The following is a 22,139-nucleotide window of genomic DNA, read 5'->3' on the forward strand; positions in this document are numbered from 1 at the left end:
CCGGCCGTGGAGCAGATCCGACCGCTCGTCGGCCCGCCGGCCGACCCCGGGCCCGCCGAAGCGCCGCCCGCCGACCCGCCCCCGGCCGCGCCGCCGCTGGTCTGGTACGCCGCGTACGGCTCGAACATGCACGCCGGACGGCTCGCCTGCTACCTGCGCGGCGGGCGGCCCGAGGAGGGCGAACGGGACTACCCCGGCTGCCGCGACGCCAGGCCGCCCCGGCGTTCGGTGCCGGTGCGGCTGCCCGGGCTGCTCTACTTCGCCCTGGAGTCGCGGACCTGGGGCGGCGGCATGGCGCTCCACGACCCGCAGCGCCCCGGCACCGTGCCCGCTCGGGCATACCTGCTGACCGCCGAACAGTTCAGCGACATCGCCGCCCAGGAGATGGGCGGCGGGCCGGGCGCCGACCTCGACCTGGCCACCGTGCTGCGGACCGGGCGCGACCCTCAGGGGCCGGGCCGGTACCAGACCCTGGTGTGCCCCGGCACGCTGGACGGCGTCCCCGTGCTGACGTTCACCGCCCCGTGGTCCCTGGCCGAGGCCCCGCTCAACCCCCCGCGCGCCCGCTACCTGCGCAACCTCGCCACCGGACTGGCCGAGGCGCACGGCTGGTCGCCGCGCCGCACCGCCGCCTACCTGAGCACCCGCCCGGGCGCCGCCGGGCACTGGACCGTCGACACGCTGCTCGCCGCGCTCGCCGGGCGGCGCACCGGAGGCTGAGCCTCCGCGGTCGGGTTCCGGCCGCCCGGCCATGACCATTCGTCATCATCATTGCCCTATCGGCCAATTCGGTGGGCAAGCGGCCGTTCGATGACGGATGATCGGCACTCGGGGCCGCTTCGACCGGGCGGCGCCGACCGAGAGGACGGGGGCAGGGCGGCATGGAGGCGATGCGGGTCTTCGCACTGGTGGCGGCGACCGTCACCACCGGAGTGACCTCCGGGCTCTTCTACACCTACGCCTCGCTGACACCGGGGCTTCGCACGGCTGACAGTCTCACGGTGGTCCAGGTGATGCAACGGCTCAACGTGGCCGTCCTCAACGGGTGGTACCTGCTGGGTTTCGTCGGCGCGCTGGTGTTCACGGGCGCGTCCGTCCTGCTGCACCTGCCGAGCGACGCACGCCAGGCGCTGCCCGCGTCGGTCGGCGCACTGGTCTGCTACACCGGCTCGCTGGTGGCGACCAGGGTGGTCAACCTCCCGCTGAGCCAGGCGCTGGCGGACGCCGACCGGTCGGGCGGGGCGGGCCGGCAGGAGCGGGAGGACCGGGAGGACCGGGAGGACCGGGCGTGGCACACCGAGTCGTTCGACCGGTGCGGCGCGCGGCGGATGCGGTGGACCGCGGCGCGGGCGCTGCTGTCCACCGCGGCGCTCGGCTTCCTCTGCTGGGCGCTGGTCCTGCACTGCGACATGAGGCCGAACTGAGGCGCCCGGCACTCCGGTTGGAGCCTCTTCGGCGCTCAGCCGGCCGCCAGCACCACCGTGGTGGGCCCGGGTCGGGACGATGACACCCCGGCGCCCGTCGCCGCCCCGGCCGCCCCGGCCGGACCATCCCCCCGAGCGCTCCCCGGAACGCCGTCCGGGCCGGCGTCCGGAGCTCCGGCGGCAGCTAGCCGGCGGTGTTCCTGCGGGGTCAGCCCCCGCACCCGCTTGAACGCGGTGCTGAGCGCGAACGCGTCGCCGTAGCCGACCCGCCGGGCCACGGCCGCGATGGTGAGCTCCGGGTCGCGCAGCAGGTCGGCGGCCACCGTCAGCCGCCAGTTCGCCAGGTAGGCCATCGGCGGCTCGCCGACCAGCGCCGTGAACCGCCGGGCCAGCCCGGCCCGGGAGACCCCGACCTCGGCGGCGAGCGACGCCACCGTCCACGGCCGGGCCGGGTCGTCGTGCAGCAGCCGCAGCGCGGGACCGACCACCTCGTCGGCCTGGGCCCGCAGCCAGCCGGGCGCATCGGCGTCCGGGGCGGCCAGCCAGCCGCGCAGCACCCCGACCACCAGGAGGTCCAACAGCCGGTCCAGCACCACCTCCTGGCCGGGCTCGGCCCGGGTGACCTCGGTGGCGAGCAGCCGGACCAGGGTGTCCTCGGTGGTGTTCACCCCGGCCGGTCGTACCAGCAGGGTCGGCAGGTGGGCCAGCAGCCGGCGGCCGATCTCGTGCTCGGCCAGGTAGGTGCCGGTCAGCATCACCGACGGGTGCTCGTCGCCCGGCCGGCTCTCGCCCCAGGTCCGCACCCCGAGGGCCATCGAGGTGGCGACACCGACGCCGTCCTTGGAGCAGATCTGCCCGGGTCCGATGACGATCTCCGGCTCGGTCCGCGGATCGTCCGCGACGGTGTAGGCGTCCGGCCCGCGCAGCAGCGCGAGGTCCCCCGGCCGGACCAGCACCGGCTGCCCGCCGTCGGGCAGGATCCACGCCTCGCCGTCCAGCATGGTGAGCAGCGACAGCGGCGCGCGGTCCTCGATCCGCAGCGCCCACGGCGTGCTGAGGACGGAGCGCAGCACGAACGCGCCGCGGGCCTTGGGGCCGTCGAGCAGCCCGGTCAGGGTGTCCATGGCGGGCAAGCCTAGGGGGTCCCGCCGTACCGTGCGCGACAGTTGATCGACTGTCGCGCCCGCCCTGCGGCCCCGCCGCCCGGCCAGACCCCGCACCGCCGGCGACCGGAATCGCGGGGGCTCCGGGACCCGGGGTGTGGCCTATGCTCGCAGCATGGTGACGCGCTGGGGAGAGCACGTGCGCCGTCGCCCGGTGCTCGGGGCGGTGGAACTCGCGTTGGGGTGGCAGGGCGTGGTGGTGCTGGTGGCGAAGGTGCTGCCTGCGCTGACGCCGCACTGGTTCCCGCAGTTGGGTCCGACGGTGGTCAACCTGGTGGCCGCGGCGGCGGCACTGGTACTGCTGCGGGCCTGGGGGATGATGCGGGTCGCGGGGGTGGCGACCTGGGGCGGGCTCGCCCGCTGGCCGGTGCTGCTGCCGGTCGTGGCGGTGTCCGGCCTCGCGGCGCTGCCCGGTCTCGAAGGCGACACGCCGACGCTGATCGGCGGCGTGGTGCTCACCCTCGGCATCGGCCTCAGTGAGGAGCTCGGTTATCGGGCACTGGTCCTCCAGGTCGCACGACCGCTGGGCGCGGTGCGCTCGGTGGTCCTGAGCGCGGTGCTGTTCGGGGCGGCCCACCTGGACAACTACCTGTTCTTCGGGGCGTCCTGGAACGACACCCGGTGGCAGCTGCTGTCCGCGGGTCTGTTCGGGTTCTGCCTCGGCGCGGCACGCCTCGTCATCGGGAGCGTCTGGCCGCTGGTCCTGGTGCACGCCCAGGCGGACTACCTGGGGATCTACTCGCCCGGCCGAACGCCCGACTGGCTGCAGGGACTTGACATGATCGTCAGCCTCGCACTGGGCCTCGTGCTGCTGCGCCGGCAGGTGCGGGGGCTGCCGGCACCGGAGCCGGCCGGCGGTGCTCCGGTCCAGCTGTAGCCACGAGCCTTCCGCTCGGGTGTCGCGAACCACGGGTCCTCACCGGGGACGCCGCTCCACGACGGCGGGCGGGTCGGCGCGGCCGACCGCTCAGCGGCCAGGGCGGCGGTGGACCAGGAGGGCGCGGGTGAGGGCGGCCAGGGCGGCGGTGCAGAGCACGGTGCGGGCGATGTTGGCGGTCGTCCAGGTGGGCACGAAGGCGGCCCGGACGGCGGCGAGGTCGGTGATGGCGGCGGGGTCCCCGGCCGCGGCGAGCCGGTCGTTGAGCGGGATGTTGACGGCGGCGGTGAGGACGAGCGCGGCGAGGTAGAGGACGGTCGCCACAGCCGTCCACAGGGTGGCGGCGCGCCGCCCGGAGCGGTGCAGCAGCCAGGTGCCGACGGCGGGCATGGCGAGGGCGCCCACGAAGACCGCGCCGAAGACGGGGTTGGTGATGGCGGTGTTGATGTTCTGCATCGCGGTCACACAGGTGCGGTCGTCCCCGGCGGCGAGGCCGGGCATCACGGACACGTCGAAGGCGAAGAAGAGGCCGGACATCAGGCCCATCGCGGTGGCGGCGGTGGCGAGCACCGGTCCGGTGGCGGCGAGCTCGCGGGCGGGGGCGGCGACGGCGGTCGTGGCAGCGGCAGCGGCAGCGGTGGCGGCAGTGGTGGCGGCGGCGGGCATGAGCGGGCTCCAGGAGGTGTCGGGGCGGGCGGCGGCCCGGGGACCAGGTGCGGGATCCCCGGGCCGCAGGGTGCTGAACTGCGGGGCTCGGCAGGGGTGTTCAGACCTTCCAGACGCCGGAGGCAGCGGCGTCCCGGGCGAAGTCGGCGAAGTCGCGCGGCTCCCGGCCGAGCGCCCGCCGCACGCCGTCCGCCAGGCTGGCGTTGCGGCCGTCCAGGATCATCGTGAACAGGTCGGCGAAGTCGCCGGGCAGACCGAGGGCCGCCAGCATCGCGCGGCACTCCTCGACGGTGATCGCCGTGAAGCGGATCTCCCGCCCGGTCGCCGCGGAGAGTTCGGCGGCGGCGTCCGCGAAGGAGAGCAGGCGCGGGCCGGTCAGCTCGTAGATCTCGCCGTCGTGGCCGTCCTCGGTGAGCGCCGCCACGGCGACGTCGGCGATGTCGTCCGCGTCGACGAACGGCTCGACGGCGGTGCCGGTCGGCAGCGCCAGCTCACCCGCGAGCACCGCCTCCAGGAAGAAGCTCTCGGAGAAGTTCTGGGCGAACCAGGAGCAGCGGACCACCGTCCAGCCGGTACCGGCCGCGGCGACCGCCGCCTCGGCGGCCTGCGCGGCCTCCTCGCCCCGCCCGGAGAGCAGTACCAGGTGGTCGACCCCGGCCTTGGCGGCGTGCCGGGCGAAGGCCCCGACGGTCTCGACCGCGCCGGGGAAGGCGAGGTCGGGGTAGTAGGCGAGGTAGGCGGCGCCGACACCGTCGAGGGCGGCGTCCCAGGTGGTGTCGTCGTCCCAGTCGAACGGGACCGGCGCGGTGCGCGAGCCGATCCGGGCGGTGTGGCCGAGCGCGGTGAGGCGCTCGGCCACGCGTCGGCCGGTCTTGCCGGTCCCGCCGGTGACCAGGACGGTCCGGGCGGCGGTGGTGGAGGTGCTGGGCTGCTGGGTGCTGTTCGCGTTCGCGTTCTCGTTCATGGGCATCAGTCAACTCCGCGCGCCACCGCCCGGACATGGCTGTCGCGCTCAGCCGCATGTGTGCGCGTCTACGGGCGGACGGCGGTGACCACGGTGGCGTCGAGGTCGTCGTCGTGGCCGAGGGCGGCGGTCAGGCCGGCGGCGGTGACCACACCGAGGGCGGTGGCGGCCTGCCGGCCGCTGGTCTCGAAGAGCAGGGCGCCGCCCGGGGCGAGCCAGTGCGGGGCGTCGGCGGCCACCCGGCGCAGCACGTCCAGGCCGTCGGCGCCGCCGTCCAGTGCCGGGCGGGCCTCGAACAGCCGGGCCTCGGCCGGCAGCAGCGCGATGTCGGCGGTGGGCACGTACGGGACGTTGGCGAGCAGCACGTCCACCCGGCCGCGCAGGCCGGAGGGCAGCGCGTCGAAGAGGTCTCCCTCGAACACCTCGGCGCCGCTCGGCGCGAGGTTGCGACGGGCGCAGCGGACGGCGGCGGGGTCGAGGTCGGCGGCGTACAGCCGGACAGGGTGGCCCGCGGTGGCGGCGAGCGCCGCGCCGAGGGCGCCGGTGCCGCAGCACAGATCGACCACCAGCGCGTTCTCGCGGGCGAGCGCGCCGGCGGCGCGGGCCAGGAACTCGCTGCGCCGCCTGGGGACGAAGACGCCGGGGTCGACGGCGATCCGCAGACCGGCGAACTCGGCCCAGCCGGCGACGTGTTCGAGCGGTCGGCCGGCGGCCCGGTCATGGACCATGGCGGCGAGTTCGGTTGGCGTCGCGGCGGCGGCCAGCAGGATGCGGGCCTCGTCCTCGGCGAAGACGCAACCGGCGGCGCGAAGCCGGGCGGTGACGGTGGAGCGGAGGTCGGCGGACGGGTGGACAGGCAAGGGAACCCCTCGGAGCACAGGTGGGAGGACGTCGTCCGACCCGGGGCTCCCGCCCCATGCCTGGCCCGATGGCGAACGCTCCCGCGCGCTCCGGACTGCGGCCGGCGCTACGGCCGGGCGTGGTCCCGCACGAGGGTGTCGCCGTCGCGGCCGGGGAGCACCCGTTCCGGCACAGCGGTCATGGGTTCTCACCTCCCCGTCTCTACTCGCTCTCTTGTGGCGCCCGTCACCATACCGCACCCGCGGCGCGGGTGCGCCCGGTTTTTCGCGGTGCTCCGGCCACCGACTCGGCGGGTGTCCGAAGCTCTTCGGGTGAACCAGCGGTCCCGTGCGGGCGGCCGGTACCGGGCCGGGGTACCCGTCACCGGGAGCGGCGAGGCGCCGACCGCTCGGGTTTCGGGCTTCGGGCTCCCGGTGACGTACCCCCATCGACCCAGTACGGGAGTTCCCCATGCGCATGCGTTTCGGTCCCCGCGCGGCCCTCGTGGCCACCGCCGGCGTCCTCGCCCTGTCCTTCGTCAACGTTCCGACCGCCTCGGCGGCGCCCGGCGTCGTGATCCAGGAGAACGGCAGCCAGTTCAAGCAGACCCGGGACCCGCAGGGCGGCCAGTGCTACCCCGGCCTCGGCGCCGACACCGCGATCGCCAACCGGACCGGCGGCACCATCCTGCTGTTCCCCGACGGCAACTGTCAGACCAAGATCCTCAACCCCCTGGGCCCGGGCGAGTTCCGGCCGGACGAGCACGTCGGCAGCTTCCTGGCCCTGGACTGACGGACCGCGCCGCCCCGCCCCCTCGTACGGCCGAGGGGGCGGGGCGGCGTCGTGGGCGGCCGGCACCGGGCCGCCGTCGGCGCGCTACGCCTCGGGCGGGCCGGGCAGGTCGAGGGTCACCCGGAGGCCGCCGGCCGGTTCGGGGGCCGGCTGGAGTTCGCCGTGGTGGGCCTCGGCGACGGCCGCCACGATCGCCAGGCCCAGGCCGTGACCGCGGCGGGCCGGATCGCTCTCGGCGGTGCGCCCGCGCCCGCGCAGGAAGGGCTCGGTGAAGGTGGCCACGGCCTCCTCCGTCAGCGCGGGGCCGGTCGTCAGCGCGGGGCCGGTCGTCAGCGCGGGGCCGGTGTTGGCGACGGTGGGGCGCACCCACCCCGGCCGCTGCGGGTCGGCCCCGGTGGCGCGGGTGACTCAGTCCGGCGGGCAGGACGCGCCGGGTGAGGCCAGCACCCGCGCCGCACAGCGGTGCCCCCGCGCCGCGGCCTCGCGCAGCCCGGCCTCGCCGAGCCCGGTGCCCGTCAGCCGGCCGTCCAGGAAGGCGGCCAGGAAGCCCGCCGCGAAGGCGTCGCCCGCGCCGGTGAGGTCGCGGACCTCGCCGACCGGCGGCACCGGCACGGTGAACGGCCGCTCCCCCGGCACGTCGACGGTGGTCGCCTCGGCGCCGGACTTGGTGACCACCGTGGTGGCCGCCAGCCGGGCGCGCTGCGGCCCGGGGCGCCCGTCGGTGAGCAGCCCCAGGTACGCGGACTCCTCGCGGTTGGCGAACAGCAGGCTGGGCGCGAGGTCGGCGGCGAGGGTCAGGAAGCGCTCGCGGCCGAAGCCCTCCAGCATGCCGGTGGAGGAGGCGTCCAGCGAGGTGGTGCCGCCGGCCGCGCGGACCCGGCGCAGCGCGTCGACGGCCGCCGTGCCGACCGGCTCGCCGTCGAAGGAGTAGGCGGGCACGTGCAGGTGGGTCAGCCCGTCCAGCCAGGCGTCCGGGACGGTCTCCAGCAGGGTGGCCGCGCCCCGGTCGGGGAGCATGGTGCGCTCACCGGCGTCGTCGATGAGGACCACGATGCTGCCGGTCCGCCCGTGCCGCGCGACCCGGACGTCCACGCCGTGGCCGGCCAGTTCGGCGGCCAGGCCGTGCCCGGCCGGGTCGTCGCCGACGCAGCCGAGGAACCTCGTCGGGCACTGTCCGGCGGCGAAGGCGGCGACGTTGGCGGCGCTGCCGCCGCGCTGCCGGAAGACCCGGGCGTCGGAGTCGGTGCCGTGCCGCAGTGGGCCGGCCACCCAGACGACGATGTCCTCCACGAGGTCGCCGAGCACTCCGAGCACGCGTCAGCCCTCGTTTCGGGCGGCGGCCAGCGCGATGGCGATCTCGCCGCCCAGCCGGACGTTGCCCCGGTAGACCTCGACGTTCACCTCCAGGCTGCGCCCCTGGGTGTCGCGCTGGATGTAGTCGAGCAGGAACGGGGTGGAGGCGTTGCCGGTGACGCCCTGGCGCTCGGCCTCGGCCCAGGCGCGGGTGAGCAGCGCGTCCAGTTCCTTCGGCGGGAGCTGCTTGTCCGGGTCGACCGGGTTGGCGATCAGGACGGCCTGCGGCAGGTCCAGTCCGTCGCGGGCCTCGATCACCTTGGCGGCCTGCTCGGGGGAGTCGACCTGGTAGCCGATCCGGTGGCCGGAGTCGGTGACGTAGAAGCCGGGGTAGTTGCGGGTGCGGTAGCCGATGACCGGGATGTTGAGGGTCTCGAAGCGCTCCAGGGTGGCCCGGATGTCGAGGATCGACTTCACGCCGGCGCTGATCACGGTGACCGGGGTGGCGGCCAGGGTGGTCAGGTCCGCGGACTCGTCGAAGCTCTCGGAGGCACCGAAGTGGACGCCGCCGAGGCCGCCGGTGGAGAAGACCCGGATGCCGGCGCGGTGCGCGAGGAAGGCGGTGGCGGCGACCGTGGTGCCGCCGTGGCGGCCGAGCGCGGCGACCACCGGGAGGTCGCGCTGGCTGGCCTTGTCGAGGTCGTCGGCCTCGGACAGTTCCTTGATCTGCCCGGTGGACAGGCCGACCGTGGGCACGCCCGCGTAGACGCCGATGGTGGCCGGGACGACGCCGGTGGACCGCAGCCGCTCCTCCGCCTCCAGCGCGACCTCCAGGTTGCGCGGCCGGGGCAGCCCGTGGGTGAAGATCGTCGACTCCAGGGCGACGACGGGGGCGCCGACGGCGACGGCCTCGGTGACTTCCTCGGAGATGCGGATGGGCAGTCCGGTCATGGTGGTGTGCTCCCTGTGAGGCTGCCACCACGGTGTGGCAGCGGTGGCTTCAGCGTAGGGAGCGATCACATCGGGATCCAGAATGAATACCGGCCCTTCTCATAGACTTCCAGCTATGAGTCTCACCCTGCGCCAGCTGGAGGTCTTCCTCGCGGTGGCCGACACCCTGCACTTCGGCCGGGCCGCCGAGCGGCTGCACATCTCGCAGCCCACGGTCAGCCAGGAGGTCGCCCGGCTGGAGCGGACCGTCGGGGTGGAGCTGTTCGACCGCAGCCGGCGGGCGGTGCGGCTGACCTCCGCCGGGGAGGTGATGGCCGCCGAGTCCGCCGGACTGCTGGCCCGGGCCGACGCGCTGCTCGCCCGGGTGCGGCTGCACGAGGAGGCCCGGCTGGGCACGGCGCGGATCGTCGCCTCCCCCACCGTGGTCAACCGGCTGCTGCCGGCCGTGGTGAGCCGGGCCGAACGGGAGCTGCCGGAGCTGCTGCTGGCCGAGCTGTCGGTGGACACCGGGCGGGTCTCGCCGACGCTGGCCGCCGAACTGGCCGATATCGGCCTCGGCCGCTTCCTCGACGACGTCCCCGGCTACCGGCGGGAGCGCATCGCGGACGAGCCGGTGCGGATCGCGCTCAGCCGGGACCACCCGCTGGCCGGGCGGGACGCCGTGCGGCTGGACGAACTGGGCGACCTGCCGCTGCTGTTGTGGCCGCGCGAGCAGAGCCCGCGCTACTACGACCACGTCCTGGCGCTGTGCGCCGAGCGCGGGGTGGAGCCGCCGGTCCTGGTGGGCCCGGCCCGGATCGTCGGCTCCCGGCTCTACCTGCTGGCGCAGAGCCGGGCGTTCTCGCTCGTCCCCGCCTCGATGACCGGCCACCTCACCGGCGACGTGGTCACCGTACGGCTGGCCGGCCGCGCCACCCTGCCGCTGGAGTTGCAGTGGCGCCTGGACGACCGCCGCCCCGCGCTCGCCGCGCTGCGCGAGCTGATCCGCGAGGAGGCGGCCGCCCTGGACCCGTCCTGACCTGCGAAGGACGCTCAGAACCGCAGCGACCAGCCGTTGACCGTGCCGGGGAAGTAGCCGCCGACGTCGGTCACCCGCAGCCGCCAGACCCCGGCCGCGGTGTGCGCGGAGGCGTCCACGCCGTAGACGGCGACGAGGTTCGTGTAGGCCTCTCCGATGTTGGTGTCGTGCAGCAGGAACACCGCGCCGTCCGGGGCGACCAGCTCAACCTTGAGGTCCCCGCGCCACCAGTAGGCGATGTCCACGGAGACGTCGAGGTCGCGGGGCGCCTTGCCGGCGACCCCGGTGACGGTGACGGGCGACTCGACCGTGCCGATCCCGTCGAAGGTCACCGGGCCCGGGGCGGCGAACAGCGGGCCGCGCGGCCGGTTCGCCACCGTGCCGGTGTACAGCAGGCGGTCCGGGGAGCCCGTGCCGAGACCGGTCAGCGAGCCGACGGTCGCCGCCGAGGTCAGCGCCGCGGACACCTGGGCGGGGGTGGCGCCAGGGTGCGACGCCAGGTACAGCGCGACGGCGCCCGCCGCGTGCGGGGCGGCCATCGAGGTGCCCGACATGTCGATGCCCAGACCGCCGATGTCGACCACGTGCCACACCGAGGTGATGTCCACCCCTGGCGCGTAGAGGTCCACCAGGGGACCGTAGTTGGAGAACGAGGCCTGGACGTCGCCCCGGTCGGTCGCGCCGACGGTGATGGCGCTCGGCACCCGGGCCGGGGAGTGCTGGCTCGCGTCCACGCTCTGGTTGCCCGCGGCGACCGTGTAGGTCAGGCCCGCCGCGATGGACCCCGCGACCGCGGCGTCCAGCACCGGGTCCGGGTCGCTGCCCAGGCTCATGTTGACGACGGCCGGGCGGACGGCGTTCCTGGTGACCCAGTCGATGCCCGCGACCACCTGCTCGGTGGTGCCCTCGCCGTCGTCGTTGAGCACCCGCACGGCGACGATCTTCGCAGCCTTGGCGACCCCGAAGGACGCGCTGGCGACCGTCCCCGCGACGTGCGTGCCGTGGCCGTGACCGTCGTCCGCGACGTTGTCGCCGTCGATCGCGTCGTAGCCGTAGGAGGCGCGCCCCTCGAACTCCTCGGCGGTGATCCGCACCCCGGTGTCCACGATGTACGCCGTCACCCCCGCGCCCGCCGTGTCCGGGTAGGCGTAGCGGTCGTCGTACGGGAAGCGGCGCTGGTCGATCCGGTCCAGGCCCCAGGACCCCGGCGCCGTCTGCACGCCGTCGGCCCGCACCCGGCGGTTCTGCGAGACCAGCGCCACCGACGGGTCGGCGGCCAGCCGGCGGGCCTGCTTCCCGGTGAGGCCCGCGGAGAAGCCGCGCAGCGCCGCGTCGTAGCTGCGGCGCACCGTGCCGCCGTAGGCGCGGGCCAGCGCCGCCGCGCCGTCCGCCATCGAACTCCCCTTCGCGGCTTCGGGCTTGAGCACCACCAGATAGCTTCCGGGGACGGCGGAGGGCGAGCCCTCGCCCTGCACCACCCCCTCCGGGGCCGCCGCCGCGGCGGGGAACACCCCGCCCGCCCCGATCGTCAGGACCGCCGCCGTACCGAGCACCGCGCAGACCCTGCGCAGCCGTTGCCCTGGAGTCATCGTCCCGTCCCCCTCCGATGTCGACCTACCGAAAGCCTGATGGATCGTCAGCTCCTAGGCAACCATTGGTCGTTGTCCTTAAGCAGATGCGCGGTCCGGTGGAACGGGACGACGGCGGGAGCGCGACGCACCGGGCCTGACACCGCGCCGGGCGGTGCGCTATCTTCCGTACGGAATCGCCCCGTCGGGGCGGGTTGCCGACCGGGTGGGGGCAGGCACCATGCACAGCGCGCGCGACGTCACCGGACCCGACGGGGGGCCGGGCAGACCCGGCGGCGCCCCGGTCGCCCGCTTCGTCCGCGGTCCGTTCAGCGGCCTCGACGCCGCGGACCTGCGGGAACTCGGGCGGCTGGGCACCCGGCGGGTGTACGCCCCGGGCGAGGCCCTGATGATCGAGGGCGACCCGGGCGACCGGGCCGCCCTGCTGCTGACCGGCTGCGTCAAGGTGGTCGCCGCCGCGGAGGACGGCGGCGAGGCCCTGCTCGCCGTCCGCCTGCCAGGTGAACTCCTCGGTGAACTGGCCGTGTTGGACGGCGAACCGCGCTCGGCGAGCGTCCTCGCGGTGCGCACCAGCACCACCCGGGAGATCGGCGGCCCCGCCTTCCTCGACTTCCTCGCCGACCGGCCCGCCGCCGCCCTCGCCGTCCAGCGCTCGGTCACCCGCAAGCTCCGCTCCGCCACCCGCCACCGGGTCGACGCCGGCCACGGCACCGGCCTGGCCCGGCTCGCTCGCACCCTGCACACCCTGCTCGGCTCCTACGGCGCCCCCGGCGAGGACGGCCTGCGGATCGACATCCCGCTCAGCCACGCCGACCTGGCCGCGCTCGCCCGGCTCTCCCCCGCCAGCGTCGAACGCTCGCTGCGCACCCTGCGGGACCAGGGCGCGGTCCGCACCAGCTACCGCGAACTCGTCGTCCGCGACCCGGATCTGCTCGCCCGGGCGGCCGGCGTGCCGCTGCCGGCGGACGGCGGTGGCCGGTCATGAGCGACGCGGTGGCGCCCCGGCTGCGCCGGATCTGCCTGGTCGTCGACATCGAGGCCTACAGCGGCCGGCCGTACCGGGTGCAGCAGAAGGTCCAGGAGCGGCTCGACCGTGCGCTGGACCACGCCTGCGGCCGGGCCGGCGTCGACCGGGCGCGCTGCGAGGCCCAGGACCGGGGCGACGGCCAACTGCTCCTGCTGCCGCCCGACGTCGACGAGGCGAAGGCGCTGCCGGGCCTGGTCCTCGGCCTGCGCGACGCGCTGCACACGCTCAACCGGACACCCGGGACCGCCGGGCGGCTGCGGGTGCGGGCGGCCCTCGCCCAGGGCGGGGTGCAGCGGGCGGCGCTGGGCTTCGTGGCCCGCTCGGTGGAGACGGCCTGCCGGCTGCTGGACTGCCAGGAGGCCCGGGCCGCGCTGAAGGGCGCGCCGGACACCGACCTGGCGGTGGTGATCGCCGACGACCTGTTCACCGACACCGTCGCGGCGGGCGCGGACGGCGTACCGGTCGAGGAGTTCACCGAGATCACCGTGGCGATCCCGGCCAAGCGCTTCGAGGCGCGCGCCTGGGTGGGCACGCCCCGCTCGGGCGCGCTGGTGCCGCTGCCTTCGCCGGCCCCGGCCGGCTCCCGCCGCCGGGCGGCGGGCTCGGCGCTGCTGCGCGGGCTGGGCGACGCGCTGGCCGGCGCCGCCCTGGGCGTCGCCCCGCCGCACCACCACGACGACGGCCACCACGAGCATCACGGCCACCACGAGCCGGACGCGCACCACGACCACGACCGGGACCACGACCGGGACCACCACCACGGGCACGACGACGGGCACCACCCGGACCAGCGGACCGACCACCTCCCGGACCACCACGACGACCACTGGCAGCACCACGACGGCTACGACACCGATGCCTGGTCCACCGACCCGCACCACCACCACGACCCGCACCACGAGGACGCCGGAACCCCGTACGACGACCACCACGACCCGCACGGCCACCAGGACCACCAGGACCGGCACGGCCACGAGCCGCCCGACGACCCGTCGGACCCCTGGGGCCACGGGCCGCACCACTGAGCCGGTCAGCCGCCCGGGTCAGTGGCCGCCCTTCGGCTCCGAGCAGCCGCCGTCCAGATAGCTCCCGTGCGCCTCGACGGTGACGGCTTTCCCGACCCGACCGACGACGCAGGGGCCGGCGCCCGGGATGGTGAGCTCGAAGGACACCTCGCCGCCGCCCGTGACCACGAACTGGGCGCTGTTGCGCGGATAGCCGAGCGACTCCAGGATGCCCCGCACGTCGTCCTGGGTGAGCGGTGCCGAGCCGGCGCGCGCCTTCACGGCCTCGGAGATGCGCCTGCTGTGCGCCTCGCCCCGGCAGCGGTCCACCGCGTTGAGCGGCGCCATCTGCTTGTACATCGAGTTCTCGGCGTGCTTGGCCGCCCACCAGTCGGGCGTCTGGGACGCGGTGCCCGTACCTCCGGCGGAGGGGCTCGGCGGCACGGACGCGCAGCCCACCGCCGCCACCGCGGGGAAGAGCCGGTCGTGCTCGGCGACACCCTTCCGCACCTCCTCGGCGTAGCCGGACGCGGCGGGTGCCGCGGATGCCGCCGATGCGGCCGATGCGGCGGTGGACGCGGCGCTCCCCCCGCCGCCGGTACCGGTGCTGCTGATGCTTCCGCACCCGGTCACCGCCACCGTGCCCGCCAGCACCCCCGCTGCCGCCGCCACCGCCAGTCGCCTCATCAGCCAGCCCTCCCCGGTCCGACCCGCACCCCGTCCGGACACTTCGTACGGACGCTTCGTACGGCGCCCATCATGCCGGACGCCCCGATCCGGCCGCCGGGCCGTCCGTCCACGGTGGCCCCACCGCCCCGGGCCGGCGAAGAACCACGGTCCGGATACCGGAGTGCGGTGGGCGAGGGGCGTCGTACCCGGGCCGCCGTCATCGCCGCCGGTCCGGCCGGTGTCTCCCCGGCCGGACCCGCCGCCGAGCTGATCCTCACCCTCCGGGGCCCGGACGCGTCACCACCGTCGCCTCCTGCTACGACAGGGGGCCGAGGTCGCCGTTGACGACGGTCTCGGTGATCAGGGGGCGGCCGAAGAGCGCGAGGATCTCGTCCGCCAGCGCCATGACGGGCCGCGTGCCGTTCCGGCCGAACGTCCGGATCGCGGCGGCCGAGAGGCCGCGCGGAACGGCTCCGGCGTCGAGCAGGGCGCGCCAGTCCTCGGGAGCGAGTTCGAGGAACTCCAGCCCGGTCAGCGCGGCGATCTCCAGCGGGTCGGCCAGCGTGCCGGGGTAGGCGCACAGCGTGCGCAGGCGGGGCAGGCCGACGACGGGGGCGAGGCTCAGCGGTGCACCGGTCCACGCCCCGATCTGCAGGACCTCCAGCGCGGGATGGGCGGCGCCCTCGATGCTTCCGATGCTCCGGTCGTGGACGATGGCCGTGACCGGTCGCTTGTTCCCACGGTATCCGGTGTACCAGCTCCGCTCCGGGCCGAGGACCAGGTCGGTGAGCGATTCGGCCCACAACGACGCGCCGACGCTCTGCTCGTGGTCGAGCACGATGACCTGGCCGAGGTGACCGCGGGGGCCCGGCGTGAGGTCGACGGCGACCTGGTCCCCTCCCCCGGTGACGCCGATGACGATCCATCCCGCAGAACCGACCAGGTCCTGCACCGCGTCGTCGGGCCCGGTGAGAGCCGCCTCCGTCGCCGCGTGCTCCCACTGGAACGACCAACGGTGGGACAGGTGGGCGACGTCGAGGTGTTCCGGAGCGACCGGTTCGAAGCCGAGCGTCGCCACGAGGCGCCGGCCGGCCTCGGGATCGGCCAGCCAGTCCTCCCACCCTGCGCGCGTCACCCGGTAGAGCGCCCTGACCTCCTCGGGCAGGGGAAGGCCCAGACGCTGCTCGGCGGCGGCGATCTCCTCCTCGGTCGCGCCGATGGCGTCCGGCAGCCGTTCGCGAAGCGCCCGTTCCAGCAGTGCCGCGTCCGCCGACGGGGCCGGGCGGGCCCTGTCCGACGGCTCGGGCAGGCGGCGCCACGGCTCGGGGACGGCGCCCTCGACCAGGGTCAGCGCGCCCACCGCCCTGCCGATGCCGGACACGGCCGCCGGCCCGTGGTCGAACAGCCGCAGCACCGCCGCCCCGTTCGGCGGGATCTCCGCGGTGAACTCGATGTCGCTCACCCCGGCCCCGGCGAGCGTGTCCCGCACCCGCTCGATCGCCTCGTGCTCCGCCCGGTTGTCCGACACCAGCATGGCCCGACCGGGCTGCGGGTAGCGCCACTTCACGGGCACGCTGTACGAGCCGCGGCCGATGCTCCCCGCCACCTGGCCGCCCGGTACGGCCAGCGTCTGCGCGTGCGCGGCCCGCAGCAGCCGCAGCAGCGGTTCCCAGGTTCTGAAGTCATACAGCGAGGACAAACGGGCCTCCGATGAGTGCGGTGTGCGCGATTGTGCCCGCCCCCTACGACAGCCCCGTCGACCGGCGGACCCGAGGCGGCGGCCGGTCGGCGGATCGTCGTGGACTCGGGCCTCCCCTTCGAGACGGCCGGATCGGGTGGAACTCCGTCCGCCGCATCCTGGCAGCGACGGCCGCCGCGGGGACATCCCACGATCCTGGGAGGTACCGGTCCTGCGACGCTCCGAACCGATCTGACCCCGCGTCATCACACCTTCTGCCGAGGGGCGATGAAGCCCGGCGGGGCCGTCCGCTCGGAGCCCCGTCCTCCTCTTGACGGCGGCGGGCCGTGTCCACCATGGTGTGCACCACTCCCTCGCACCGCTGCCCCATCGGCACCCCCACCCGGAGACGGCATGCGTGCACCCGTTCACCCCCGCCCCGCCACCCGCCGACGCGGACACGGCGGGCTGCCCGTCGGCCTCGCCGTCGCCGCCCTCACCGCGGCCGCCTCGACCGTCGGCCTGGCCGTCACGGCGGCCGATCCGCTCCCGAGGGTCGACCTGATCCTCAACGGGGCCTTCGACTCGTACCCCTGGATCTGGACGTGCGACTCCGGCGTCCGGTCCAGCAGCATCCCGCACGACCACTACGTCACGGGTTCTCCGACCGCCACCGGCAACGCGCGGTGCGCCCAGCGGGTACGGGTCCAGCCGAACTCCGACTACACGCTCTCCGCCACGGTGCGCGGTGCGTTCGCCTTCGTCGGCGTCACCGGCGCGGCCGGTGAGAACGCCTCCACCTGGTCGAGCCAGAGCAGTTGGAACAACCTGGCCGTGCAGGTCACCACCGGGCCGGCCACCACCGAGCTGACCGTGTACTTCCACGGCTGGTACGAGCAGGCGCCCTACGACGTACGGCGGGTGTCCTTCGTCGGCCCCGGGTTCGAACCGAGCCCGTGCGGCGAGTCGCCCGCCCCGTCGCCGACGGCGACCGACGGCCCCGCGACCCCCTCGCCGTCCCCCACCTGCCAGCGTACGTACATCCCCTGACGGCCGACCGCCCCCACCTCGCATCGGAGGATGCCATGCGCTCGTTCCGCCCCCGCCCCCGCCACGCCCATCGCGGCAGCTCCGTCGGCGCCGCCCTCGGCGCCCTCGTCCTGGCCGGCACCGCCGCCCTCACCGCGCACGGGACCGCCACCGCCCAGCCCGCGCCGCTGGACTGGATCCAGAACGGCAACTTCCGCCACCCGCTCTCCCTGGGCTGGAACTGCCAGGGCGAGTTCGTCCAGACCGGCCAGATCGTCGAGGGCCGCCCCAGCGGAACGGACTACGCCGGCTGCACGCAGACGGTGCCGGTCGTGCCCGGCACCCGCTACCAGTTCTCGGCGTACATGTCCGGCCCCTACACCTTCGTGACCATCTCCGGGACCGGTACGGACACCGGGGAGGTGACGCTCTGGGACAGCGGGACGACCTTCAAGTCCCTGGCCACGACGCTCCTCATCGGCGACTCCCGGCAGGTGACCGTCACCTTCCACGGCTGGTACGGACAGGGGCCGTACCAGGTCAGCCAGGTCCAGATGATCGGGCCGATCTACCCGAGCGAGTGCGAGTTCCCCACCCCCACCCCGGGGGTGCCGGCCCCGACCTCCACCAAGCCCTGCATGCCCCGGCCGAGCACCCCACCGACCGGCCCCGGCGTCCCCACCCCGACCCCCACCCCCACCCCCACCGGGCCCTGACGGGCACAACCCTGACCCGCGCGGCGCCGAGCCACGCGGCGCCGCCCCGCACGGTGCCTCCTCGCAGCGCGCGTCAGGCGGGCGGGGTGGCGAAGTAGATGCCCTCGCACAGTTCGCGGGCGATCCGCGCGTAGCGTCCGACGTCGCGCAGCGGACCGTCCTCCAGGCGGCGCCAGTCCCGCACGGCCCGCGCCGCCGCCCGGCGCAGGTCGGCGGGGCCGGTGTCGTCGGGCAGGCGCAGCCGGGCGGCGGGGGTGCGGCCGGTGGCGAGGGCGATCAGGGCGGCGGCGGTGTCCTGGTCGAGTTCGAGCCGCTGCCCGGCCACCGCGGCCAGGGCCCGCGCGAGTTCATGGCGGCGCAGCTCCGGGTGCCCGCGCAGCTCGCCGATCCGGGTACGGGCCTCCCGCAGGACATCGGCGGGCAGGCCCGCACCGGAACCGAGGGCCGTCTCGACGGCGCCCAGCGCGGCGGCCGAGCGCAGTGCGTCAGCGGCGTCGACGAAGCGCAGCCGCAGGTGCTCGACGACGGCGGCGATGCCGGAGGCCGCCCGGAACTCGGCGAGCAGGGCGGCGGCCCCGATCGGGCGGCCCTCGGCGCGGGCCCGGCGGGCGGCGGTCAGGGCGGTGTCGATGCCGTGCACGCCGAGCAGGCCGAGCAGCCGCTCCCGTTCGGGGCGGGTGAGCGGCGCGTCGTCCCGGTCGAGGAAGCGCCGACCGGAGTAGAGGGCGCGGCGCAGCGCGCCGGCGGGGGCCTCGGCGAGTCGGCGGACCAGGGCGGCGTCCGGTTCGGTGAAGTCGTCGCCGAGGGCGGTCTGGGCGAGCAGGCCGACCACCGGGAGCACCTCGTCGACCAGTCCGGCGAGCCGGCCGGCGTTGGTCGCGGCGACCTGCCGGGCGCGCGGCCAGGGGTCGCCGTGGCCCTCGCCGAGCAGGTCGATCCGGCTGAGCACGCCGACGGCGTTGAGCGCGGTCATCCGGCCGTCGGCCTGGGCGCGCAGGGCTCCCAGCGCCTCGGCGTCACCCGCGCCGGGGTGCGGCATGACGTAGATCATCGCGTCGGCGCGGGCGAGGGCGTCCAGCGCCGGCTCGTCGAGGCCGCTGAGCGAGTCGAGGCCGGGGGTGTCGACGAGCACGCAGTCGCCGGCGGGCCGCAGTCCGGCGGCCTCGACGACGACCTCGGCGATCCGGTCGGTGCTCACGCCGAGGTCCCGGGGGTCGCGCGGCAGACCGCCGGCCTGCCAGTGGGCGGTGCCGTCCCGCTGCCGGACCTGGATCCGGTTGAGCCGGCCGGGCCGGAACCAGGCGACCACCGTGGTGCACTCGGTGGCGGCCGAGGCGGCGAGCCGACGGCCGAGCAGGGCGTTCACCAGGGTGGACTTGCCCGCGTTCATCCGGCCGCCGACGGCGATCCGCAGGGTGCGCTCGGCCAGCCGTTCGTGGACCGCCCGGACCGCCTCCGCGGTCGGCCCGGGCGGCAGCCTGCCGGCCAGCTCGGCGCAGAACGCGGCCACCACCGGGGCGAGTTCCGCGTCGGGCGCGGGGACGGTCACCGCCTCACCGCCCGGGCGGGCGCGCCGGCCGGCGGGGCGGTGCCGCGCTGCTCACGGTCCAGCAGCTTGGCCAGACGCCGGGCCGGGCGGCTCAGGACGGCCAGCTCCTCCTTGCGCTCGCGCAGCTCCTCCTCCCAGGACTTGAGCCGCTTGGCCGCGCTCTCCACGCCCTTGAACCAGGAGACCAGGCTGTCGATGCCGTTGGCCTCCTTGCGCAGGTCCTCGACGAAGCCCTCCGCCGTCTCCAGGTGCCCCGCCACCTGCCGCTCCTGGTGGCTGAGCAGGGTGGACAGGCACCACAGCACCGGCACGGCGACGCCGCGCGGCGAGGGTCCGCAGGAGACCGCGACCGCCGTCCCGCGGACCCGGCCGCCCTCGGCCACCAGCTCCTCCAGCGGGCCCATGGCCGCCCGGGCGCGGGCCCAGTCGGCGGGGTCCCTCACCAGGTCGGCCTTGGTGTAGGCGAGCACGACCGGCAGCGGCGTCCGCTGTCCGTCGACGGCGCGGTGCAGCAGGACGACGGTGCGGCGCACCTCGTCGTGGGAGTCGGGGTCGGTGGCGAGGCGGTGGGCGTCGGCGAAGACGACCACCGCGTCCGCGTGGGTGAGCCGTTCCAGCAGCTGGGCGGTCTCCGGGTCGTCGGCGGCGGAGCTGGTGAGCGCCCCGCCCCGGTAGTCCGTCCACTCGAAGCCCATGATCTCGCTCCGCCCGTACCGCAGGCCGGCCGCCAGCTCGGTGCGCCGCGAGGACGGCGGCGGGTAGACCCCTTTGCGCAACTGGCGCCCGGTGATGGTCAGTTCGTCGGCGGTGCGGCGGTCGGCGGTGACCAGCCGGAAGCCCTTGCGGTCGGTGGCGAGGTGGGTGAACATCGCGGCCAGGTAGCTGCTCTTGCCCGCGCTGCTGTGGCCGAGGGCGACCACCCGCAGGTTCATCAGGTCCATGCGGTCAGCTCCGGTACGGGTCGGGTGTGCCGGTGGTGGCACCGAGCGCGTGGGCGAGGGCGAGGCCCTCGTCGCGCAGGGCGGTGAGCGAGCCGATCCGGCGCTTGGCGCGGTCCCGGGCGGCGCCGAGGTCGGCCGCGGCGGTGGCCAGGTTGCGCCGGTGGTCGGCGAGTTGGCGCTCCAGCCGGATCCGCTCGTCGGCGATCGCCTGGTCGAGCGCGACGGCGAGCCGGTCGGTCAGTTCGTCGACGTGGGCGGTGATCTGGGCGGGGATCTCGGTGCTCAGCTCGGTGAGCACCCGGTTGAGGTGGCGGGTGGCGTCGCCGCGCACCCGGCCGAGTTCGGCGCGCCGGCGACGGCGGCGGGTGAGCACGGCGAGCATCGCGTAGCCGGCGACGGCGGGCAGCAACACGCTGCTGGTGACCAGGGCGACCACGGTGCCGAAGGTGGCGGCGGTGCCGACCGACGGGATGACGCTCTCGATCACGCCCAGGGCGCCGCCGTCCCGGTGCGTGGAGTGCACCATCTCCGGCAGCGCGGCGCCGCGTTCGGCGCGGATCACGGCGCCGCCCTCGACCGCGGCGAGCTCCGTTCCGGGCCGTCCGGCGGACCCGCGGTCGGCATCCGGCCGTCCGGCGTCGAGCACCGTGGCGCACTCGGTCCGCACCCGCTCCTCCAGGACGGCCAGACCGCGCCGGGCGGCGTTGTCGAGCTGCAGCCAGACCGCCTCCACCTGGGCCTCCAGCTCGGCCGGGAACTCCTGGGCCAGAGCCGCGGGTTCGGCGGTGGCGATCCTCGCCTCGGCGAGCTGGCGGACGTCGTTGAGGCTGCGCCGGAAGCCGAGTTGGAGGGTGTTCTTGAGGTCGCGGGCGCCCGTCGTCAGAGCACGCCGCCACTGGGCGCTCTCCGGCTGGAGCAGCCGCAGCGCCTGCTCGGCGCGCTCGACCTCGGCGGCCAGGGTCGGGTCCTGCTGCAGCGAGCGCAGGTGCAGCTCCTGGTCGGCGAGCGGGGCGGCGAGCGCGGCGAGGCCGACGTGCACCACGTTGGCGAGCCGCAGGTCGGCGGCGCGGGCGGCGATCCGGCGGCGCAGCAGCGCGTCCAGCGCTTCGAAGCCGCTCTCCTCCAACAGCTCTTCCGCGTCCTGGAGTTCGCCCGATCCGGCGGCGTCGGCGGCGTCCCGACGGGCCCGGTTGCTGACCGGGAACCAGGGAGCCTCGGCGTGCCGGGGAGCGTGCCGGGCGAGCAGTTCACGGTTGCGTTCGAGGACGGCGGGCCAGGCGTCGTGGCTGTCGGTCTTGGTGAGCACGAAGACCGTCTCGGCGGTGCGCTCGGTCGCGCGGGCGAGGAAGTCCAGTTCGGAGCGGGTGAGTTCGCTGGATCCGTCGACCACGAAGACCAGCGCGTCGGCGTTCTCCAGGGCGGCCAGGGCGAGTTGGGCGTGGCCGCTGACCAGGCCGCCGACGCCGGGGGTGTCGACGAGTTCCAGGCCGGCGGCGAGCAGCGGGACGGGCAGTTCGACCTCGACGTGGTGCACGTCGGAGCGGTGCGGGCGGCCGGTGGCCGGGTCGACGGCGGCGTACTCGGCGATCCGCTCCAGCGGGATCGGTTCCGGGCGCGGCGCGGCGTCGTCGGGGGCGGGGGCGGGGGCGGTCCCCGGCGTGCCGTCGGCCGGGTTGGTGCCGGGCAGCAGGAAGGCCTCGGCGCGCGGGCGTTCACCGTGGCGGACGACGACGTGGACGCCGGTCGCCACGTCGGCGTCGACCGGGAGGAGGTCCCAGACGCCGACCAGGCTGTTGATGGTCGAGCTCTTGCCGCGCTTCTTCTCGCCGACGACGACCAGGGAGGCGGCGCCGACGGCGGCCCGGGCGGCCTCCGCGCGGACGCGCCGGGCGCCGGCGGCGGGGGTGGGGGTGGGGGGGGCGGGGGCGGGGGGGATGCCGGGTCCGGGG

The 22,139-nt window shown here is 75.6% G+C and carries 22 protein-coding genes; 9 read left to right on the forward strand and 13 right to left on the reverse strand.

Features of this window, described 5'->3' with window-relative positions; genetic code table 11:
* The first annotated feature begins 6 nt into the window (after positions 1 to 6).
* Together ACFVUH_RS35675 and ACFVUH_RS35680 are read left to right on the forward strand one after the other, a co-directional pair.
* Positions 7 to 720, forward strand: coding sequence for a histone deacetylase (locus tag ACFVUH_RS35675; protein WP_387917703.1), 714 nt, complete (start codon positions 7 to 9; stop codon positions 718 to 720).
* A 170-nt stretch (positions 721 to 890) separates the two neighbouring features.
* Positions 891 to 1,424 (forward strand): anthrone oxygenase family protein, encoded by a 534-nt coding sequence (locus ACFVUH_RS35680; RefSeq protein ID WP_387917705.1) that lies wholly within the window; start codon positions 891 to 893, stop codon positions 1,422 to 1,424.
* Positions 1,425 to 1,459: 35 nt separating this feature from the next.
* On the opposite strand, the gene ACFVUH_RS35685 is transcribed toward ACFVUH_RS35680, so the two are convergent.
* Complete coding sequence (locus ACFVUH_RS35685; RefSeq protein WP_387917706.1) at positions 1,460 to 2,548, reverse strand: AraC family transcriptional regulator; 1,089 nt, start codon at positions 2,546 to 2,548, stop codon at positions 1,460 to 1,462.
* A gap of 154 nt (positions 2,549 to 2,702) precedes the next feature.
* On the opposite strand from ACFVUH_RS35685, the gene ACFVUH_RS35690 reads away from it, so the two are divergent.
* Positions 2,703 to 3,464, forward strand: coding sequence for a CPBP family intramembrane glutamic endopeptidase (locus ACFVUH_RS35690; RefSeq protein ID WP_387917708.1), 762 nt, complete (start codon positions 2,703 to 2,705; stop codon positions 3,462 to 3,464).
* Between the two features lie 90 nt (positions 3,465 to 3,554).
* Here the strand turns inward: ACFVUH_RS35690 and ACFVUH_RS35695 are convergent, their stop codons facing one another.
* The 3 genes from ACFVUH_RS35695 to ACFVUH_RS35705 all read right to left on the reverse strand — a co-directional run bounded on the left by ACFVUH_RS35695 (position 3,555) and on the right by ACFVUH_RS35705 (position 5,954).
* The gene (locus ACFVUH_RS35695) at positions 3,555 to 4,130 is read right to left on the reverse strand and encodes a DUF1772 domain-containing protein (RefSeq protein WP_387917710.1); all 576 of its coding nucleotides are present in this window, start codon (positions 4,128 to 4,130) and stop codon (positions 3,555 to 3,557) included.
* A gap of 100 nt (positions 4,131 to 4,230) precedes the next feature.
* A complete protein-coding gene (locus tag ACFVUH_RS35700; protein WP_387917712.1) occupies positions 4,231 to 5,094 on the reverse strand; it encodes an NmrA family transcriptional regulator in 864 nt (287 codons plus the stop codon).
* A gap of 68 nt (positions 5,095 to 5,162) precedes the next feature.
* Positions 5,163 to 5,954 (reverse strand): putative protein N(5)-glutamine methyltransferase, encoded by a 792-nt coding sequence (locus tag ACFVUH_RS35705; RefSeq protein WP_387917714.1) that lies wholly within the window; start codon positions 5,952 to 5,954, stop codon positions 5,163 to 5,165.
* A 451-nt stretch (positions 5,955 to 6,405) separates the two neighbouring features.
* On the opposite strand from ACFVUH_RS35705, the gene ACFVUH_RS35710 reads away from it, so the two are divergent.
* Positions 6,406 to 6,726, forward strand: a complete 321-nt coding sequence (locus tag ACFVUH_RS35710; RefSeq protein WP_387917715.1) for a hypothetical protein — start codon at positions 6,406 to 6,408, stop codon at positions 6,724 to 6,726.
* An 84-nt stretch (positions 6,727 to 6,810) separates the two neighbouring features.
* Here the strand turns inward: ACFVUH_RS35710 and ACFVUH_RS35715 are convergent, their stop codons facing one another.
* From ACFVUH_RS35715 to ACFVUH_RS35725, 3 genes are read right to left on the reverse strand one after another with little or no spacing between them, the layout of a single operon-like run.
* Complete coding sequence (locus ACFVUH_RS35715) at positions 6,811 to 7,092, reverse strand: ATP-binding protein (RefSeq protein WP_387917717.1); 282 nt, start codon at positions 7,090 to 7,092, stop codon at positions 6,811 to 6,813.
* Between the two features lie 42 nt (positions 7,093 to 7,134).
* Positions 7,135 to 8,040 (reverse strand): carbohydrate kinase family protein, encoded by a 906-nt coding sequence (locus tag ACFVUH_RS35720; RefSeq protein ID WP_387917719.1) that lies wholly within the window; start codon positions 8,038 to 8,040, stop codon positions 7,135 to 7,137.
* A 3-nt stretch (positions 8,041 to 8,043) separates the two neighbouring features.
* Positions 8,044 to 8,970 carry a pseudouridine-5'-phosphate glycosidase gene (locus tag ACFVUH_RS35725; RefSeq protein ID WP_387917720.1) on the reverse strand — a complete coding sequence of 309 codons (927 nt, stop codon included), beginning with the start codon at positions 8,968 to 8,970 and terminating at the stop codon, positions 8,044 to 8,046.
* A 115-nt stretch (positions 8,971 to 9,085) separates the two neighbouring features.
* Here ACFVUH_RS35725 and ACFVUH_RS35730 point away from each other — a divergent pair, with 115 nt between their 5' ends.
* Positions 9,086 to 9,988 carry a LysR family transcriptional regulator gene (locus ACFVUH_RS35730; RefSeq protein WP_387917722.1) on the forward strand — a complete coding sequence of 301 codons (903 nt, stop codon included), beginning with the start codon at positions 9,086 to 9,088 and terminating at the stop codon, positions 9,986 to 9,988.
* Positions 9,989 to 10,002: 14 nt separating this feature from the next.
* On the opposite strand, the gene ACFVUH_RS35735 is transcribed toward ACFVUH_RS35730, so the two are convergent.
* Positions 10,003 to 11,577, reverse strand: a complete 1,575-nt coding sequence (locus ACFVUH_RS35735; RefSeq protein WP_355359375.1) for a S8 family serine peptidase — start codon at positions 11,575 to 11,577, stop codon at positions 10,003 to 10,005.
* 220 nt (positions 11,578 to 11,797) lie between these two features.
* Between ACFVUH_RS35735 and ACFVUH_RS35740 the strand changes: the two genes are divergently transcribed.
* Both ACFVUH_RS35740 and ACFVUH_RS35745 read left to right on the forward strand, forming a co-directional pair.
* A complete protein-coding gene (locus ACFVUH_RS35740; RefSeq protein ID WP_355359372.1) occupies positions 11,798 to 12,562 on the forward strand; it encodes a Crp/Fnr family transcriptional regulator in 765 nt (254 codons plus the stop codon).
* A complete protein-coding gene (locus ACFVUH_RS35745) occupies positions 12,559 to 13,629 on the forward strand; it encodes a hypothetical protein (RefSeq protein WP_387917724.1) in 1,071 nt (356 codons plus the stop codon). The genes ACFVUH_RS35740 and ACFVUH_RS35745 overlap by 4 nt, the downstream gene beginning before the upstream one ends.
* 18 nt (positions 13,630 to 13,647) lie before the next feature.
* Here ACFVUH_RS35745 and ACFVUH_RS35750 read toward each other — a convergent pair whose 3' ends face one another.
* Both ACFVUH_RS35750 and ACFVUH_RS35755 read right to left on the reverse strand, forming a co-directional pair.
* Positions 13,648 to 14,295 carry a hypothetical protein gene (locus tag ACFVUH_RS35750; RefSeq protein WP_387917725.1) on the reverse strand — a complete coding sequence of 216 codons (648 nt, stop codon included), beginning with the start codon at positions 14,293 to 14,295 and terminating at the stop codon, positions 13,648 to 13,650.
* Positions 14,296 to 14,593: 298 nt separating this feature from the next.
* The gene (locus ACFVUH_RS35755; protein WP_387917727.1) at positions 14,594 to 15,976 is read right to left on the reverse strand and encodes an SMI1/KNR4 family protein; all 1,383 of its coding nucleotides are present in this window, start codon (positions 15,974 to 15,976) and stop codon (positions 14,594 to 14,596) included.
* Positions 15,977 to 16,369: 393 nt separating this feature from the next.
* On the opposite strand from ACFVUH_RS35755, the gene ACFVUH_RS35760 reads away from it, so the two are divergent.
* Both ACFVUH_RS35760 and ACFVUH_RS35765 read left to right on the forward strand, forming a co-directional pair.
* Positions 16,370 to 17,005, forward strand: a complete 636-nt coding sequence (locus ACFVUH_RS35760) for a hypothetical protein (protein WP_355359360.1) — start codon at positions 16,370 to 16,372, stop codon at positions 17,003 to 17,005.
* Between the two features lie 35 nt (positions 17,006 to 17,040).
* Positions 17,041 to 17,700, forward strand: a complete 660-nt coding sequence (locus tag ACFVUH_RS35765; RefSeq protein ID WP_387917728.1) for a hypothetical protein — start codon at positions 17,041 to 17,043, stop codon at positions 17,698 to 17,700.
* A 73-nt stretch (positions 17,701 to 17,773) separates the two neighbouring features.
* Here ACFVUH_RS35765 and ACFVUH_RS35770 read toward each other — a convergent pair whose 3' ends face one another.
* The 3 genes from ACFVUH_RS35770 to ACFVUH_RS35780 form a co-directional block, all read right to left on the reverse strand.
* Complete coding sequence (locus tag ACFVUH_RS35770; protein WP_387917730.1) at positions 17,774 to 19,249, reverse strand: dynamin family protein; 1,476 nt, start codon at positions 19,247 to 19,249, stop codon at positions 17,774 to 17,776.
* Positions 19,246 to 20,190 carry a hypothetical protein gene (locus tag ACFVUH_RS35775; RefSeq protein ID WP_387917731.1) on the reverse strand — a complete coding sequence of 315 codons (945 nt, stop codon included), beginning with the start codon at positions 20,188 to 20,190 and terminating at the stop codon, positions 19,246 to 19,248. The genes ACFVUH_RS35770 and ACFVUH_RS35775 overlap by 4 nt, the downstream gene beginning before the upstream one ends.
* 4 nt (positions 20,191 to 20,194) lie before the next feature.
* Positions 20,195 to 22,139: dynamin family protein (locus tag ACFVUH_RS35780; RefSeq protein WP_387917732.1), on the reverse strand; the 1,945-nt coding region annotated here is incomplete at its 5' end.

The sequence above is a fragment of the Kitasatospora sp. NPDC058032 genome (assembly GCF_042885845.1).
Classification (GTDB): domain Bacteria; phylum Actinomycetota; class Actinomycetes; order Streptomycetales; family Streptomycetaceae; genus Kitasatospora.

Excerpts from the sequence above, each read along its gene's own strand:
- ACFVUH_RS35680 (WP_387917705.1), top strand. The coding sequence starts at position 891 with ATGCGGGTCTTCGCACTGGTGGCGGCGACCGTCACCACCGGAGTGACC.
- ACFVUH_RS35685 (WP_387917706.1), bottom strand. The coding sequence starts at position 2,548 with ATGGACACCCTGACCGGGCTGCTCGACGGCCCCAAGGCCCGCGGCGCG.
- ACFVUH_RS35690 (WP_387917708.1), top strand. The coding sequence starts at position 2,703 with ATGGTGACGCGCTGGGGAGAGCACGTGCGCCGTCGCCCGGTGCTCGGG.
- ACFVUH_RS35695 (WP_387917710.1), bottom strand. The coding sequence starts at position 4,130 with ATGCCCGCCGCCGCCACCACTGCCGCCACCGCTGCCGCTGCCGCTGCC.
- ACFVUH_RS35700 (WP_387917712.1), bottom strand. The coding sequence starts at position 5,094 with ATGAACGAGAACGCGAACGCGAACAGCACCCAGCAGCCCAGCACCTCC.
- ACFVUH_RS35710 (WP_387917715.1), top strand. The coding sequence starts at position 6,406 with ATGCGCATGCGTTTCGGTCCCCGCGCGGCCCTCGTGGCCACCGCCGGC.
- ACFVUH_RS35725 (WP_387917720.1), bottom strand. The coding sequence starts at position 8,970 with ATGACCGGACTGCCCATCCGCATCTCCGAGGAAGTCACCGAGGCCGTC.
- ACFVUH_RS35730 (WP_387917722.1), top strand. The coding sequence starts at position 9,086 with ATGAGTCTCACCCTGCGCCAGCTGGAGGTCTTCCTCGCGGTGGCCGAC.
- ACFVUH_RS35735 (WP_355359375.1), bottom strand. The coding sequence starts at position 11,577 with ATGACTCCAGGGCAACGGCTGCGCAGGGTCTGCGCGGTGCTCGGTACG.
- ACFVUH_RS35740 (WP_355359372.1), top strand. The coding sequence starts at position 11,798 with ATGCACAGCGCGCGCGACGTCACCGGACCCGACGGGGGGCCGGGCAGA.
- ACFVUH_RS35745 (WP_387917724.1), top strand. The coding sequence starts at position 12,559 with ATGAGCGACGCGGTGGCGCCCCGGCTGCGCCGGATCTGCCTGGTCGTC.
- ACFVUH_RS35750 (WP_387917725.1), bottom strand. The coding sequence starts at position 14,295 with ATGAGGCGACTGGCGGTGGCGGCGGCAGCGGGGGTGCTGGCGGGCACG.
- ACFVUH_RS35760 (WP_355359360.1), top strand. The coding sequence starts at position 16,370 with ATGCGTGCACCCGTTCACCCCCGCCCCGCCACCCGCCGACGCGGACAC.
- ACFVUH_RS35765 (WP_387917728.1), top strand. The coding sequence starts at position 17,041 with ATGCGCTCGTTCCGCCCCCGCCCCCGCCACGCCCATCGCGGCAGCTCC.
- ACFVUH_RS35775 (WP_387917731.1), bottom strand. The coding sequence starts at position 20,190 with ATGGACCTGATGAACCTGCGGGTGGTCGCCCTCGGCCACAGCAGCGCG.